Annotated in this window: 15 protein-coding genes; 4 read left to right on the forward strand and 11 right to left on the reverse strand. The window is 31.4% G+C overall.

Annotation, left to right across the window (positions count from 1 at the left end; translation table 11 throughout):
- Positions 1-46: 46 nt before the first annotated feature.
- The 3 genes from J5Y03_RS04595 (at position 47) to J5Y03_RS04605 (ending at position 2704) form a co-directional block, all read left to right on the forward strand.
- Positions 47-592 carry an NADPH-dependent FMN reductase gene (locus J5Y03_RS04595; RefSeq protein WP_209402985.1) on the forward strand — a complete coding sequence of 182 codons (546 nt, stop codon included), beginning with the start codon at positions 47-49 and terminating at the stop codon, positions 590-592.
- A complete protein-coding gene (locus J5Y03_RS04600) occupies positions 592-1833 on the forward strand; it encodes an MFS transporter (RefSeq protein WP_209402987.1) in 1242 nt (413 codons plus the stop codon). Before J5Y03_RS04595 ends, J5Y03_RS04600 begins: the two co-directional genes overlap by 1 nt.
- 178 nt (positions 1834-2011) lie before the next feature.
- Complete coding sequence (locus tag J5Y03_RS04605) at positions 2012-2704, forward strand: SDR family oxidoreductase (RefSeq protein WP_209402989.1); 693 nt, start codon at positions 2012-2014, stop codon at positions 2702-2704.
- Positions 2705-2787: 83 nt separating this feature from the next.
- Here the strand turns inward: J5Y03_RS04605 and J5Y03_RS04610 are convergent, their stop codons facing one another.
- On the reverse strand, positions 2788-3039 hold the full coding sequence (locus J5Y03_RS04610) for a DUF3243 domain-containing protein (RefSeq protein ID WP_209402991.1): 252 nt from the start codon (positions 3037-3039) through the stop codon (positions 2788-2790).
- Between the two features lie 394 nt (positions 3040-3433).
- Here J5Y03_RS04610 and J5Y03_RS04615 point away from each other — a divergent pair, with 394 nt between their 5' ends.
- Positions 3434-5284 (forward strand): polysaccharide biosynthesis protein, encoded by a 1851-nt coding sequence (locus J5Y03_RS04615; protein WP_209402993.1) that lies wholly within the window; start codon positions 3434-3436, stop codon positions 5282-5284.
- Between the two features lie 418 nt (positions 5285-5702).
- On the opposite strand, the gene J5Y03_RS04620 is transcribed toward J5Y03_RS04615, so the two are convergent.
- From J5Y03_RS04620 to J5Y03_RS04665, 10 genes are all read right to left on the reverse strand, one after another.
- Positions 5703-6719, reverse strand: coding sequence for an NAD(P)-binding domain-containing protein (locus J5Y03_RS04620; RefSeq protein WP_209402995.1), 1017 nt, complete (start codon positions 6717-6719; stop codon positions 5703-5705).
- Between the two features lie 116 nt (positions 6720-6835).
- Positions 6836-7993, reverse strand: coding sequence for a DegT/DnrJ/EryC1/StrS family aminotransferase (locus J5Y03_RS04625; protein WP_209402997.1), 1158 nt, complete (start codon positions 7991-7993; stop codon positions 6836-6838).
- Between the two features lie 85 nt (positions 7994-8078).
- The gene (locus J5Y03_RS04630) at positions 8079-8990 is read right to left on the reverse strand and encodes a glycosyltransferase (protein ID WP_209402999.1); all 912 of its coding nucleotides are present in this window, start codon (positions 8988-8990) and stop codon (positions 8079-8081) included.
- A gap of 42 nt (positions 8991-9032) precedes the next feature.
- Positions 9033-9692: an acetyltransferase gene (locus J5Y03_RS04635; RefSeq protein WP_209403002.1), complete on the reverse strand. Its 660-nt coding sequence runs from the start codon at positions 9690-9692 to the stop codon at positions 9033-9035.
- A gap of 122 nt (positions 9693-9814) precedes the next feature.
- The gene (locus J5Y03_RS04640) at positions 9815-10912 is read right to left on the reverse strand and encodes a glycosyltransferase family 4 protein (RefSeq protein ID WP_407648403.1); all 1098 of its coding nucleotides are present in this window, start codon (positions 10910-10912) and stop codon (positions 9815-9817) included.
- 33 nt (positions 10913-10945) lie between these two features.
- A complete protein-coding gene (locus tag J5Y03_RS04645; protein ID WP_209403006.1) occupies positions 10946-12145 on the reverse strand; it encodes a hypothetical protein in 1200 nt (399 codons plus the stop codon).
- A gap of 87 nt (positions 12146-12232) precedes the next feature.
- Entirely contained in the window at positions 12233-13690 is a 1458-nt protein-coding gene (locus J5Y03_RS04650; RefSeq protein ID WP_209403008.1) for an oligosaccharide flippase family protein, read from the reverse strand.
- Positions 13691-13756: 66 nt separating this feature from the next.
- Positions 13757-14404 (reverse strand): YveK family protein, encoded by a 648-nt coding sequence (locus J5Y03_RS04655; RefSeq protein WP_209403010.1) that lies wholly within the window; start codon positions 14402-14404, stop codon positions 13757-13759.
- Between the two features lie 198 nt (positions 14405-14602).
- Positions 14603-15199, reverse strand: coding sequence for a sugar transferase (locus J5Y03_RS04660; protein ID WP_209403012.1), 597 nt, complete (start codon positions 15197-15199; stop codon positions 14603-14605).
- Positions 15200-15447: 248 nt separating this feature from the next.
- Positions 15448-16473, reverse strand: coding sequence for a DUF3048 domain-containing protein (locus J5Y03_RS04665; RefSeq protein ID WP_209403014.1), 1026 nt, complete (start codon positions 16471-16473; stop codon positions 15448-15450).
- Positions 16474-16819: the final 346 nt, after the last annotated feature.

The following is a 16819-nucleotide window of genomic DNA, read 5'->3' on the forward strand; positions in this document are numbered from 1 at the left end:
AAATCTACTTATAATATAAATATAAACAATTAAGGAGAGTTCAAAGATGAACAAATTATTAGTGATTAATGGAAGTCCAAGAAAAAATGGTCGTACAAAGGAGTTAGCGAAATATATTTCAAAAACTTATGATACTGATCTAATTGACTTAAGTGAATTAAACCTTCCAGTTTTTAATGGAGAAGATGCCCAAGATGATTTACAATCAGTTATTACTTTAAAACAATCTGTATTACATGCTGATGCAATAATTTTAACTAGTCCTGATTATCATGGGGGAATGAGTGGCGCATTAAAAAATGCACTTGATTTTTTAGATAGCTCATACTTTAAAAACAAACCAGTTTCCTTACTTGCTGTTTGTGGTGGAGGAAAAGGTGGAGTTAATCCATTAAATCAAATGAGGATTGTTGCAAGAGCTCTTTACGCAAATGTTCTTCCAAAACAATTAGTATTAGACCCTTCCAATTTTGATTCAAAAAACAAATCAATTGTTGATTCTTCGGCATTATCAATTAGTGAAATGATTCGAGAACTTAAAATTCATTCAAAAATAAGCAAACAACTTTTAGCAGAAGAAGCGTGGGAGTAATGAAAACAATTTATAAAGACTCCCGATTTCGCATGATTCTATCTGCGAATATTTTATCTTCAATTGGCTCAGGAATTACAATGATTGCTATTCCTTGGTTACTAGTTACAACACCAAAAGGTAATACACTATTTGGTGTTGTAACTTTACTGAGTACAGTTATTAGCTTTTTACTTACTCCTTTTATCGGCACCATCATTGACAAAGTTTCTCGAAAAAAGGTGTTAATGCTTGGTGAATTGGTTAGTTTTATAGTAGTAGGATTTTTTGCAATAATAGGATTTTTAGGAAATGGTTATTCAACTTGGCACTACATCACATTATTTTTTATTGCTGGTCTTTATTATTCATTCTTCTATCCAGCTATTTTTGCTTTCAATCAAGAACTATTTGATCAAGATGATTTTAAAACCTTAAATGGTGCAATGGAAATTCAAGGCCAGCTTTCTAGTATGATTGCTGGTGCACTTGCCAGTATCATTTTAAGTAAATGGGCATTTCAATGGATATTATTAGTTGATGCACTAACTTATTTAGCTGCTTTTATTTTATTAACCAAAATTTCATATCAAAAAAGTAATCGTGAAAAAGGTAACAGTGGTTTCTTTCTTAATATGTCACAAGGATACACTTATATAAAAAAGAAACCAGCACTATTTTTATTTTTAATTGCATCATTTATGCCTTTTATTGGGGTAATGTTATCCAATTATTTATTTCCAGTTTATATGACACAAGTATTAAAAACTGACTCATCATCTTATAGCTTACAAAGTATGGTGTATGGGATTGGTGCTATAGTTGCTGGTTTTATTATCCCATTACTAACAAATAAACTTGGAAATAAAAAGACACTTTTAATAACAGTTTCCTGCTATACATTATTTATTTCACTAATTATCTGGATTAAACTTTTACCTATTTTTCTTATTTTTACACTCTTATTAGCATTTGGAAATGCTGGAACAAGAGTCGCAAGAAATACCTTTATGATGAATCAAATTCCAAACAATATTATCGGAAGAGTTGATAGTATTTTTAGAGGTTTAGGCTTAGGCATTCGGATCATTTTATTAACCCTATTCACTTATTTTTCTTCTTCAAATCATGTATCTTTTGGATTTATAATTTTAAGCAGCATATTATTACTTTCTACTATTGTTCTCTTCATCACATCAAGACTATTATCAAATAAAGAACATATGATGGTTCCATTAAAAAGAAGTGTTCATTTTAAATAAATCCTCTTTATCACAATAATGAAAAGATGAGAAATAACGCATTGGATTTCACATCTTTTCATGGTTTTAAAAAACTGTCAGTAGTCACTAAACTTGACTTATCATCCCTTCTTCGAGAAAATAGCTACGTAAATTATGGAAATTTCAATTTAAAATACTTGAAGGGTTGTATGCTATTTTGAATCAAAAAGTTGTTGTCATTACTGGAGCTGGAAGCGGACTTGGTGCATCTCTTGCAAAGAAATATTCTAAACAGGGATACCATGTTTGTTTAGTAGGAAGAACAAAAGAAAAGCTTGAAAAAGTAGCTATTCAATTAATAAGTAGTTACTCAATTTATGAATTAGATGTCACGAAAAAGAATCACGTCGCAACTGTTTTTCAAACAATCCTTTCAGAATTAAGTGCAATTGATATATTAATTAACAATGCTGGAACAGGTGCGTTTGATCTTGTTGAAAATTTGGAAGAAGATCTAGTTCATCAAATGATTGATATAAATCTTAAAGGTACCATTTTTTGTACACAAGAAATTTTAGGACATATGAAGAAAAAAAATAATGGTACAATCATAAACGTTATCTCTACTGCAGGTTTAGTGGGTAAGGCAAATGAGTCTGTTTATTGTGCGAGTAAGTACGGTGTAAGGGGCTTTACGGAAAGCTTAGTTGTTGAATTGAAAGACACTGGGGTCAAACTATTTGCAGCATATATGGGTGGTATGAATACTGATTTTTGGAATGGTATTCTACCAGAAGAACGCACAGCGAAAATGATGGATCCAGAAGACATCGCTGATATTATTTTTGAAAATACAAAAGCACGTAAAAATCTAATGATTCCTGAAATCATTATCAAAAACATTCGCTAATAGATTATACAAAAGCCCTTAGGATCTCATTTACGAGAATCTAAGGGCTTTGTTTAATTGACTTTAGTTTGCCAACTTTAATATTATTGCATGCCTCTTACATGTTTTAACATTAAATTAGCAATCGTGTGTTGTTCTTGTTCATCTGCTACTTTCCAAAGGTCAGCTAGGATTTTTCCTTCTGGTGTTTTAGGCTCAACTTCATTAGCTAAATAATCACCAATACGATAAGCCATTTCATTAACAGCATTACCTGTTAATCCTTTTCCATCTGCACCTTCTAAACGTTCACCTAAAAAATCTTTCCATTGTTCCCAATTATCTAAAACTGACATATTATCCACCTCATTTTGTTTTGTTATAGGGACATAATTACTATTTACATTTTGCTAAAAGTTTATGTATTAATATGAAGAATTTAAGCTAGACAAAATTGTACTTAGTTCCGATTTTTTTAACTTAAGCTCCACTAAATTCCCTCTCACCAATATCCCATTTTACATAGAATTCATCACCAAATATCACCCTGTCTCATATACAAATATATATAGTATTCTAAGATAAAAGAGCGAGTAAAAGCATTAATATTAAGGATTTTAACTAATAAAAAACTAAATAAAAATGTTTATTAGAAAAACATCTCTTCTAAGAAAAGTGATGTGTCTTTTTTTATGTAGTTAATTTCACACTTATTTTAGTGTAATAGTTAGACAAATTGGGGGAATTATTATGCATAAAAATAGAAAGTATACCCTGTTTATGCTGATAGATACAATCATTATCTTTCTATCGGTAATTGGCTCCTACTTTCTTTTCACTAACCAAAGGCAGAATATGATGGAAGCCATAATTATTCTTGTTATTTATTTAATTAGCATTATTGGTTGCTTCTTTTATTTCAAGGTTTATCACCACGAAATAAAATACGGTGGCATTGAAGCATATAAACTACTTACAAAGGTTTCAATCTTATCATTTATTTTCTTATTTTTTATTACTTTCATTCTAAATAAAGTATATGAGTTTCACTTCTCATACCAGACATCCCTTCTTTCTTGGATCATTATTGTTTTTGGCGTATTCTGTTCAAGACTTTTAGTCCCTATTTTCCAAGAGAATAAAGAAAAAATAAATAATAAAGGTAAAAGAACGATAATTGTAGGTGCAGGTAACGCAGGAATATTAGTATTACATGAAATTAGAAAATCAAACGATTCACCTTTAAACCCTATTGCTTTTATCGATGATGATCTTGATAAATTAAATATGATGATACTAGGGATTCCAGTTGTCGGTACGAAAGATAATATCCATACAATCGTTAAACAATATTCAATTGAAATGATTATTATCGCAATGCCTTCTGCTCAAAAAACAGAAATAACGAAAATCGTAAATATTTGTAATGAAAATAATGTTGAAGTAAGAATTCTTCCACGCATAAACGACATTATTAATGGAAGAATTACACTTAACATGCTCCGAGAAGTCAAAATTGAAGATTTACTTGATCGCCCTGCAATCGAACTTGATTTACATGGTATCGCTGAATATGTAACAAACAAAACTGTACTCGTGACTGGCGCAGGAGGTTCAATAGGTTCTGAAATATGTAGACAGATTTCAAGTTTTCAACCAAAAAAATTATTATTAATAGGTCATGGAGAAAATAGCTTATATTTGATTGAAAATGAACTCAAAAAAAGATTTCCTCATTTAATATTTGAAGCAATAATTGCTGATATTCAAGATCGTCAAAGAATCGAAAACATTTTTGAGATCTATTCTCCAAATATTATTTTTCATGCCGCGGCTCACAAGCATGTTCCTTTGATGGAATTTAATCCAACCGAAGCGATTAAAAATAATATATTTGGAACGAAAAATGTTGCTGAATGTGCTCATAAATATCAAGCGGAACAATTTGTCTTTATTTCAACAGACAAAGCAGTAAATCCAACAAGTGTAATGGGTGTCACAAAGCGAGTTGCTGAGCTTATAATTCAATCCTTAAACTTAAAAAGCAACACAAATTTTGTGGCCGTTAGATTTGGAAATGTGTTAGGAAGTAGAGGTAGTGTGATCCCTTTATTTAAACAACAGATCAAGGAAGGTGGGCCCGTTACAGTAACACATCCTGAAATGACACGATATTTTATGACGATTCCAGAAGCAGTACAATTAGTTATCCAAGCTGGTGCCTTTGCTAAAGGTGGAGAAATATTTATTTTAGATATGGGAAAACCAGTTAAAATTGCCGACTTAGCAAGAAATTTAATTATCCTTTCCGGATTGACACCTGATAAAGATATTATGATTGAATACACAGGAATACGTCCAGGAGAAAAACTTTATGAAGAACTTCTCACCTCTGAAGAAGGAAGCATGGCTTCAAAACATCAACTTATCTTTGTAGCTAAACCCGCTGACCTGTCAAACCTTCCTCTATCATCTTTTCTAAATCAATTAGATCAATTAATTCATCAAAAAGAGAAACAAGCAGCCATCCATGAAATTAAGTATTTGCTTAAACAAATCGTACCGACTTATCAAGTAGATGTTCAACAATCGAAAGAATAAATGATCAAGTGCCTATTATCGATGAATTAGGTACTTTCTTTTTTTGATATCGCTTGTAATCCTTATAAAAAACTAAGCTGTCTTCAAATACTTTGTTGCTAATTAAGAATGTGTTAAGTTGATTTCCGCTCCAGGTTGCTCGCTTTCCGTGGGGTGTGGGGTGTGCGGTGAGCCTCCTCGTCTCTATCGCTCCTGCGGGGTCTCACCTGTCCCGCTATTCCCACAGGAGTCTCGCACCTTCCTCTCCAATCAACTTTTTATCAACTGTTTGCTTAAAAAAACAACAATCTTTTAGAAAAGCAAAAACATAAAAGACTTCCCCTATATTTTGTTGATAATCAATTCATACTATCAACTAATAAATGGGAAGCCTTTTATTCTATATTTCCAAAAATTCATTCTTTGTTTAATATAATCTTTATTTATGACTGATCATATTTTTTATCTGCTCATAATTAGATTTTTCTTTTTCGGTATATTCCGTTTCTAATTTTAATCCACCTATACCATTCGCAATTCCAACGATTTGTTTCGGTTCCTTTATACTATCCACTACAATATCACCTTCATTGCCAATTATCCCACCTGCTACTAATCTAACATTGTTTATAATCTTTTCTCCTTGAACATTTTGATAAAAATTACGAATATAATCGTTTAAAAATAATACTGAATGTGGAAAGGCAGCTCTTACATCTAGTCTATAACAGTTAATCTCTTGTTCGATGGCACCTTTAATAAAATCTGTTGTAAAATTATTTATACCACCATCTAAGGCTAATCCATTCTTCTTTATATATTGTAAAAATGTGGATGAAATCACATTTGTAGCGGAAGTAAATGCAATGATTACATCCATTTTATTTAGTAATTGGCTATAATCTTCTATAACTTTAATTCGATTCTTGGAATATTTAGGAATTAAATAATTTAATGCATTTACGATTTCCATTGTTTTTTGCTTATTTCGAGAATCCAAAAAAACTTGGCCTCCTCTTTCTGCTATTCGTAATGATAGCTTAGACCCCAGGTTTCCTGCTCCGTATACAAGGAAATTTTTATCCTTTAACTCTTCATCAAAATAATGCCTTAAAAACATATCAGCAGCTTCTAATGTTGTGTCATTTGGTTTATATGAAATAATCACTGATTTTTTTACAACTCTTTTAGCAATTTCCATGAGATCAATATCTTTTTTTGATTCTATATCTACTAATATAAACCTTACTTTTTCATCTAATAACCTTAAACACTCTTCAGCACTTTCAAGATTTATGACCAAAAAGTTTATCGCTTCATAACCTAGCGCCTTTCTTCGAGGCAAAACTGCAAATGCTTGAGCTTCCCTTGCTGTTGTTCCAAGCGTTGCAATTCGATAATTAAATTCGCAATTAAAACTTTCAATTTCCTTTACAACCTTTTCTTTTATATCCATCTAATCACCCTACTTTGGTGTACAAATTTTCGAAATATTAATTGGTGTTAGGCGATATTTCAACCGGTGCTTTACTATCAATATAACTAAATCTATAAATTCTAGCTGATTTTTTTCTAAGCTTTTGATAATATTTCTTTCTTAACAAAATGTATAATTCGATCTTGTTCTTCCATTGTTAGGTTAGATCCTGATGGAAGACAAATACCATTTGCAAATAAAACATCAGATATACTTCTACTATTTTCATGCGGATAATATTTGCAATGTGAGTATAAAGGTTGTAAATGCATTGGTTTCCAGACTCGACGGGCCTCGATATTTTGTTCTTCTAACAGATCGATCACTTTCTCAGCAGACGTACCAGTTATAATTGGGTCAATTGTTAAGACAGTTAGCCAGTGATTTGAGTTTCCATATGGAGCTTCTAACAAAAATTCAATACCGTCTAAATTTGAAAGTTCATCAAAATATTTATTAAAAATTTTACGACGAACTTTAATCCGATCATCCAATACCATTAATTGTCCTCTTCCGATTCCAGCTAATATATTACTTAAGCGGTAATTATAACCAATTTCCGTGTGGTGATAATAATTAAATGCATCCTTAGCTTGAGTTGACCAGTGACGGGCCTTGTTTAGTGCTTCAATATCGTCTGAAACTAACATCCCCCCGTTTGAAGTAGTAATAATTTTATTTCCATTAAAAGAATAAATTCCAAATTTACCAATAGTCCCGCTCGGCTTTCCCTTATAGGTTGCTCCTAAAGATTCCGCTGCATCTTCTATTATCGGAACATTGTAATGTTCACAAATTTTAACAATTGGATCCATATTAGCGCTCTGACCATATAAATTAACAACAATAACTGCTTTAGGAAATTTTCCTGAATTTTTCGCATCTATAAAAGCTCTCTCTAATGCAAGAGGACACATATTCCAGGTCTCTAAGTCTGAATCGATAAAGATAGGTTCTGCCCCTTCATATACTATTGGATTTGCACTTGCAACAAATGTAAAGGTAGAACAAAAAACAGTATCCCCATTTCCTATACCTAAACATCTTAATGCTAAGTGTATGGCTGCAGTTCCAGAACTTAATGCAACTGCCCCTTTGGAACCAACATATTCTGCTAGCTCTCTTTCAAAAAGATTAATATTCGGTCCTACTGGGGCAATCCAGTTATGATCAAATGCTTCTTTAATAAATTGTTGTTCTTTTTCCCCCATATGAGGTGGAGAAAGATAAATACGTTTTGAAGATCGATTCATTTATTTTTCACATCTCTTCCTACTGATGATTTTTTTTTGTTTAAATTTATTCATCTAAGAGACTTTTAAACTATATTAAATTTGTTTAGATCAGCTTTAAGAGTTTCTCCTCTAGTCCTGATTGTTCAATAATATTTGTCCACTTAAACTTTTCCATTTTAGTAAATTGATTGGGAATGATTTCATGGCTTTTCATTAGAGTTTCTAAGTTATCTAGATTTTCATTAATTTTAATAAAATTCAATTGATTTTCTTTCATGAAATGATTGATCCAAAAATAATCTGTCGTAATTACTTGTAAGTCCATCGCTAAATATTCAAGTAATTTAGTAGAGGTTTGAAGATTATAGGGGTATTTATTTGGCATATAATTAATGCCATAAACAGCTTGAGAAGCATATTTCGGTACATCTTCATAAGGGAGATTTCCTGTAAATGTAATGTTGTCACAGTTAGAATAATGATTATATATTTCGTCCGGGACTGTCCCAACAAGGAGAAGGCTTAGATTTTTATATTTATATTTGAATTGGTCAAGTAATTGGGGTATACCTCTTGCTTTCGAAATTGAACCAACATAAACACAGTCATATTTTTTTACAGATTCTTTATATTGAAAAAACTGATCATCAACCCCAACATCTCTATAGACGTACTCTATCTGATCGTTGAATCCCATTTCTTCCTTAACATATTCATTTAAAAAAATCCTTAAATGTGGTTTTGATGTAATTGATTTCTTCAGTTTATTTTTTAGCTTTGGAAAAATTCCGGTTGAAAGAGATGGATATTCATGGATTATAGGAATATCAATATTTCTAGAAGTATCAATCCCCATAAATTTCCATAAACAATCAAATTCATTTAGCTTGATATCTTTTATTTCGTAGGAGTCAAATAAACGAAAACCAAGATTTTTTCCGTTAAAATACTTAATAGTGGCATCTATTTGTGGCAAGTATGACTTACTTGTTCTTTCTAATAAAATTTTTTTCATTGCATTACTCCTAAAATATGATTAAACTGTAAATTTTTTTTCTTAAAACATATATTTATCTCCAATTTTTCTAGATCTAATTTTTTTTGCTGGTGTACCATAGGCAACTACATATGATTCAATATCTCTAACAACAGTTGATCCAGCGCCGATCACTGTGTGTTCTCCAATTTTTATCGATTGAATGACTTTTGCTCCCAATGCAATAGCTGTGTAATCTCCAACTTTAACATTTCCACCAATTGTTGAACCTGGAGCACAACTTACGAAACTTCCAAGTATACAATCATGATCAACTGAGGAATTTGTATTAATTATACAATGTTCACCTATAATCGTTTCACAATTAACAACACTTCCGGGCAATACAACTGTGCCATCTCCAATTTTAACGCTATTACTGATAACTGAAGATGGATCGAGAATCGAAACGAATTTAAAATTAGGAATGATTGTTTTAATTTTCTCAACTACTTGTTTTCGAATCCAATTGTCTCCTATTGCTACAACCCCTCCAAAAATCTCATTATTTAAACTTAGGAGGCTCGTTTCATCTCCTAGTACTCTATATCCACATATTGTTTTAGAAACAGGCTGAAAACTATCAATTACAGCCATAATGCTGAATTCATTTAACTTTTCAACCATATCAATAACAACTTTCGCATGACCTCCTGATCCAAAAATGACAATTTTCTTCAAAATAAGCACTTCCTTATGATGTCCGTTTGATGATATTGGTGATACTAGAATCCTTCCTACTTATTTTTCTTTTCCAACATTTTTTTAAAACTAAAAAAATTAGACTTTGTGATTAATAGTACTCAAACTATGTCTAATTCCCTATAAACCTTTTCCATTTGCTGCAACACTGTTTCGATTGAAAAATAGTCTTCAATTATTTGCCTTCCTACTTCACCATATTGATTTGATAAATCTTCATTACTCATCAAAACGAAACACTTTTTAGCAATTTCTTCTCGATTCTTAATAGGTATTAAAAAACCATTTTCGCCATTTGTAACAAGATCTCTATTTCCTCTAATATTTGTTGCGACAACAGGCACCTTCATCGCCATCATTTCCATAATTGAACGTGGAAGTCCTTCCCTGATCGATACTAATAATCCAATATCTGTTACACTGAGAATTCTCGGTATATCCTTTCTGAATCCTAAACATTTTATAAATTTATCTAAATGCTTTTCTTGAATATACCGTTGAATTCCTTCAAAATTTTCACCAGTTCCAACAAGTAAAATGATAAAATCTTGCGTTTTTTCTTTAAGAAGTTCACAAGCGTTTACAATATCAATTTGTCTTTTATTATCATTGAATTCTGCAATATGTGTAAGAATCTTTTTATTCTGATCTAAACCAAGTTCCAATTTTATCGTTTGTTTATCCTGCGATAAAAACTTTTCGATATTGTAAAGATTTGTATCAAGGCCAACTCCATTTACATAACAGATTTTCTTCTCTGAGGCTATCTTATAAGCAATTTTTAAATCATCAAGATTTGTAATAATTATTTTATCTGATTTGAGTGCGGCTATTTTTTCAGTTGCTAAATATAATTGGTTCGTAGTCCATTTCCCATTTTCATTAAAATGAAAACCATGTACATTATAGATAACTTTATGAGATTTTGAAGAAGCCAATCTCGTTATAAATGAAGAGATTGGAGTATGCAAGTGGAGAATATGATAATCTTTCATAATATTTTTCATTATCTTATATGATTTTAGATTTCCTTTATCGAATAGCTTTCTACTAAACGGGACATGATGAATCGTTACACCAAATTCCTCTATTCGACTTACATCACTATTTTCAGTATTAGCTGCAACCCCTACATCATAACCTTTATTCAAAAAATAACGGATGTGAGGCATTAAAAATGCCTCAACTGTCCTAATAATTGTTGTTACAAATAAAACTTTTTTTTCATACCCTCACCCGCTCCTCTCTTTTTTACCTATAAATTTATAAGTAATTAGAGGTAGTAATAAAGTAAGGGCAGCTAAACGATATCGATAAATTGAACCAATATTTGGCAAACTAAATGATACAGCTATAAAAATCGAGAATGCATACAAAAATATTAGTTTTCCGGTCTTTTCAATTAAAATGAGTTTACGATTTTTCCATATAATGAAATACAGAAAATACCAGAAGATCATCTCAAATGTAGATAATAAATAGATTTTCTGACCAGCACTTATTAATTGACCTGGAAATGGTGCAAGAATTGAAAAAGGTAGTTCGACTAACCATCTTATTTGAGGAGGAAACATTGTAACCAGTTTTATTCCTCCACTTCCCTGCAAAGCAATTTCATTTATTTGATTAACACCTTCTTGTGATGTAGCATGACCAAACGCGTTTACAATGATGTTGCCTGCTGAGGTGGTACTAAAAATAATAATGCCCATTACGATGATAATGATATTTCTTAAAAAGTTACTTTTACCTTTATAAAATTGGAAACCTATATTAATCATGATCGGTAAAGCAATAGCCAATAAAAATTGAGGACGTAAAGAGCTGACAATGAGAATACCGCAAACACCAAGAAGTGAATCTTTTAGATCTATTTTCTTTTCACTGATGCCTAAAATTAAAAATCCAGATAAGACCATGCCAAGTGTTACAAGTGAGTCTTTTAATAATGAGACGGACCAAAACGCTGCACTCGGAAACAAACACCATAATAAAGCTGCATTTACTCCAACCTTCCGACCACCAACACGGTTGGCTAGTTCATATATTAGCGGAATAATTAGAACTGAAGCTCCCAAATTAATTAGTTGAGGAATATTCATATCAGGTCCAAAAAGATTATATAGATACGCTACAAAAACAGTATAAGATAGATTCCCTTCAAGAGCTTGTAGCCATGAATGTGAATGAATTGCTTTTACCGCATCCCCATTATAAGCATACGCATCTACATCTCCTGGAAAAAAACCGTCCAGACCAAGGTGATATGAATAGATCTTTAATACAATTAATATTAAAATTCTAAAAGACAATCCAAATAAAATAATTTTTATAACACTTTTAGGATGTTTAAATAACATCGATAGTAAAACCGCTAATAAAAAAGTGATTAAAACAATGAGCAAATAATAGTTGATTGTTAAATTATTCAAGGCTACAAAAGCCCCAATTAAAACTGCACTGAGACTCAAAAACAAAAACCAAAGTATCTTTTGAATTACAGAATTTGTAAGTGGCATTTATTCACCTAACTTTCCCACTTTGTTTTTTATATAATAGATTACCTTTTTACGTAATGTGATAAGGAGGGAAATATGATAAGAAGCAATGAATATAAAAATCAAATAACTCACTAAATAGATGAAGAGATTGGCCAGATAATTTAGATGAAACTCACTAATAAAAAATAGTAAACAAACCATGGTTAGAAATGGATACATAACTAAAGCAGCTTGAGAAAAATATGCTAAAACTGTTTCTCCCATATCCCTAAAACAAAACCACATCATCACCATTGGATAAACTGAGTATGAAATTGCTGTTCCTAGGGCAACTCCCCATATATTAAATCCTAATTTTATAAAAATAAGGTTTAAAACGACATTGAGAAAGACAGAAGCTAATAGAACATAAAAGTACGTCCAAACTTTTTTAACAACAGTGTGATAGTGCGCAAACAAGGTTGCCCAAATTAAAAAAAACATTCCAATAATAATCAGTTTAGCTGCTGCAATGCCGCCAACATAGTCCGGCATAAATACCTTTATAAAAGAAGGAAACATAAAATAGATTGTTCCTAATATAATGGGACTAAAAAAAGATAGATAAATAGTCGGAATTACAATAATCGATTTTAATGCAGTCTTATTTCCACTTTCTCCATACTTATAACTAATCTTCGGATACATAATTTGGTGAAATACACCAGGTAAAACCATAATTCCCTGATAAATAAAAGCCACGATGCCATAGTGGCCAACCGAAACAGAACCATAGAAATGAAAAATTAATATCCGATCAACCGTTGTAAATACATTTAATAATATCCCAATTAAAGTAATGGGGATTCCATATAACAACATGCCTTTAAAAATCTTCCAGTCCCACTTTATCTTGATCTTATACGATAACTTCAAACGACTGTATAATATCGCAACACTGTTCCCAACTAATACCCCTAAAAATAAACCATATATTCCAAAAGTCATTGCAAAAATTGCCATTAGTACATATTGTAAAGACCCAATAATCAATTGAAAAATTGCCACAATGTTAAATTGCTGTGTAGTTAAAAATAAATGATTATGGTATAAAGCTAAATTTTGAAGTGGGACAAGCAGTATAGCAATAATACTTATCACTTTATCAAAACTAGACAATGGTGATAAAAGAATTATAAAGACTCCAACAATAGCGATACACGATGAAAAGATCATCCAAGTAAAGACAATACTTCGAACATTTTTAACCTGGTTATATTTTTTTTGACCTAATAATTGAGGAATTTCTCGGCTAAAACCATCTAAAATACCGAGTTGCAAATAATACCCATAAGTTAAAATCAATGAAAATATAAGCCATACTCCATAATCTCTTGGGCCAAGGATATTTCTCATCCATATACCTGTTACAAATGAAACGATTGCTGATAATGCTGTTACAAAAAAAAGAATGTAAGCATCTTTAATAAGACGCATTAGCCTTAAGTCTCCTTAACAGTTTTGATAAATTAACAAAGTAACGATTTCAAAACTCCTTCTATTTTATAATGACTTTTCCAAATCATTAGATTTTAATTTTTCACGATTTTTCTTAATGTTATTAGTTAACAGAGTAATCCAAATTGAAACGATAAATGAAATGACAAATGTGATACCCATTATTAACATAGGTTTAGGGCTAACAGGGCTTGAATCAACAGAAGCTTTATTCATTACTTTTACATTGCTTACTTTAAGATTCATAAGACTTCTAATATTTCCGTCAAAAGAATCTGCAATGGCATTCGCAATTAGTGAGGCCTTCGTAGTATCCGAATCCTTTACAATAAGCTCAAATACCTGTGAATTTTCAATATGATTAACAGAAAGATTATTCTCGTTAATTTTAATGTCATAGCCATCATCATTTAATGATGTTTGCGCATCACTAATAATGTTAGGACTTAATAGAATATCTTGATATGTCGTAACTAATTTCACTGAATCATCAATTGAAAGAGGTGTAGTATCCCTTGTCTGTTGTTGACCACTTATTAGCAAATTCACCTTTGCCTGATAAATAGGTGTAATCATAAAATACGTTATGCCCGCACTTGTCAATACTGCAACTACTGTTATTACAAGCACCATCCAAAACCGCTTAAAAATTATTTGAAAGAAACTACTAATATTAAGAATTTCTTCGCTCATTTTTTTCTTCCTTTCCTAAATTAAGACTAAACTCTTGATTATCGTATGAAGTAATGAATTCTTGGTTGCATGTCCAAAGTATTATTTGTATTTTAATAGTTTACTATCACTATTTTTATCTGAACAAATTCCTTTTTCATAACGACTCTTTTTTTAATATAAAAAACCAGTGTGCTTCAGAATACTGAAACACACTGGTTATTCTTGTTTATTTCCTTTAAATTTTTCATATGTTGCTTTCCCATGTTGATTGATATCTTTCGGTAAGAACACTCTTAGAATAGTGATCAAAATAATTTTTATATCAAGTAAAAAAGTACGATGATCGATATACCATATATCCAGTTTGAACTTCTCACTCCAGCTGATTGCATTTCTTCCATTTATTTGTGACCACCCGGTGATACCTGGTCTTACTTCAAACCGTCTTAGCTGCTCCTGATTATATAATGGCATATATTCCATTAAAAGCGGTCTTGGCCCTACAAAACTCATATCCCCTTTAATAACATTAAATAATTGCGGCAATTCATCTAAGCTATGACGTCTAATAAACTTACCAAAGAATGTTAACCTCTTTTCATCGGATAAAAGCTCCTGATTACTATCTCTACTATTTGTCATTGTACGAAACTTATAAATATAAAAGGGCTTACCATTCATACCAGCACGCAATTGTTTAAATAGAATTGGAGAACCCATTTTGAATCGAATTGCTACTGCAATAATCAATAAAATTGGAGATATAACAAATAGAAGACATAAGGCAGAAAAAAAATCAAAAACACGTTTCACTAATAACTCCTCTTTCACTATCAAAATAATATAAATACACCTTTTACCATTTTTTAGGTGCTCCAAATCAATATATGAAAAGACATTTTAATCGTTCCAATTGAAATAGAAGAAAAAACAGCGTTAGCTGATAGAATAAACACCCTATCATTCCTCTAACTTTGTTCTATAGTAATTTACTTTCAAAATAAAAAGATCAAACCATATGATTTGATCTTTCAATTTGCTACAAAAACAATTTTTCACTTTTATTTAACTGTCACATCTTTTAAAGCAGGGACAACATTAATCCAAGTTTGCCCTGGTAAAAAGTCTACCTCTTTTCCTTCCATGTCAAAAGGAAGAATTCGGCCATTCACATTTTTCCAATGAATTTTTTTCATCATTCCTTCAGTTACAAAATAGCCATTCCCACCACTTTGTAAGTCAATCGAGCGACGTCCATGTGAATCGATTATTTTATGTTTTGCCTCAACAATTAAGATATTTTTTATTTCTAATTCCTTTTTCGTTTCAGCATCTGACGCAATTACACCTTTTTGAATTCGCTGAAACTGTTTTTGAGATTCATTATATTTGTAAGTTACATTATTATAAGGATCATATGAATATTTAATAAAAACTTGCGCTACTTTTTCCCAAGTCGAATCATAATTTATGGCTTGATGGAGAAAAAACAGTGGTATAACATTTTCAGAAAATGAATAATGTTTTTTAGCGACGCCTTTTTCGATTCCCTCTTTATAAATATATGAATTGTGAGGTGCACGTCTGTGATGATCACGTTTAAATAATGTACCATCATAAAATAGACCATTCAAAGCATCTATTTCACCGGCATCCATCATTGCCTTTGCTTGTGGACTATTACCGTGACAAATATACAAAGCATGGTATCCATTGGCTAGTTTTATGTAATATTCCCTAGCACTTCTAACTGGACCGATTCTTTCAGGCAAGTTATTTTGAAAAATAGCTAATAATCGTGTTATATCTCCTTCTGCTAAAAGCTCATAAACTACATCTGCTTTTGATAGACCACTTTGTGGCCTTGCCAAATGATGATTGTTTACCATAACAGCTACAGGCCTTTGATTACTAACTGCATTGACTGGTTCACCATTTAATGGTGCATAAGCTTGAACAGTCTTCTCCTCCTTAGGTTTTTGACTCACTTCCTTTTCTTTAGGCTTGCTGACCACTTTTTGATTCCCATGGCTACATCCTCCAAAAACTAAACCAATTCCCATTATTAACAGCATTAATTTTTTCATAGAAATCCTCGCATTTTGTCATTATTTTCTTGTATTGTAATGGATTTTTGGTAATTTACACAATAATATTATTGAATTTTCTAAAATATTATTTTAAATTTAAACTTTTTAATTGGCTCTTTTTTTTAGATTGTTGCCTTAGTTTTTGTGAATTTTATGACAGAAGTTGATTGGAATGGAAGGGTGCCAAGGCTTCTGTGGGAGATGCGAGAAGGCTGAGACCCCACAGGAGCGTATGCGACGAGGAGACTCAGCTCACGCCCCTAGGAAAGCGGGCATCCTGGAGTGGAAATCGACTTACACATTCTGAACCAACAATGTATACGAAAACAACCTTTTAATTATA

The sequence above is a fragment of the Gottfriedia endophytica genome (assembly GCF_017814275.1).
Classification (GTDB): Bacteria; Bacillota; Bacilli; order Bacillales; family Bacillaceae_G; genus Gottfriedia; species Gottfriedia endophytica.

Coding starts and splice junctions, on each gene's coding strand:
- J5Y03_RS04615 (WP_209402993.1), top strand. CDS start 3,434: ATGCATAAAAATAGAAAGTATACCCTGTTTATGCTGATAGATACAATC.
- J5Y03_RS04600 (WP_209402987.1), top strand. CDS start 592: ATGAAAACAATTTATAAAGACTCCCGATTTCGCATGATTCTATCTGCG.
- J5Y03_RS04620 (WP_209402995.1), bottom strand. CDS start 6,719: ATGGATATAAAAGAAAAGGTTGTAAAGGAAATTGAAAGTTTTAATTGC.
- J5Y03_RS04610 (WP_209402991.1), bottom strand. CDS start 3,039: ATGTCAGTTTTAGATAATTGGGAACAATGGAAAGATTTTTTAGGTGAA.
- J5Y03_RS04630 (WP_209402999.1), bottom strand. CDS start 8,990: ATGAAAAAAATTTTATTAGAAAGAACAAGTAAGTCATACTTGCCACAA.
- J5Y03_RS04625 (WP_209402997.1), bottom strand. CDS start 7,993: ATGAATCGATCTTCAAAACGTATTTATCTTTCTCCACCTCATATGGGG.
- J5Y03_RS04650 (WP_209403008.1), bottom strand. CDS start 13,690: ATGCGTCTTATTAAAGATGCTTACATTCTTTTTTTTGTAACAGCATTA.
- J5Y03_RS04595 (WP_209402985.1), top strand. CDS start 47: ATGAACAAATTATTAGTGATTAATGGAAGTCCAAGAAAAAATGGTCGT.
- J5Y03_RS04665 (WP_209403014.1), bottom strand. CDS start 16,473: ATGAAAAAATTAATGCTGTTAATAATGGGAATTGGTTTAGTTTTTGGA.
- J5Y03_RS04655 (WP_209403010.1), bottom strand. CDS start 14,404: ATGAGCGAAGAAATTCTTAATATTAGTAGTTTCTTTCAAATAATTTTT.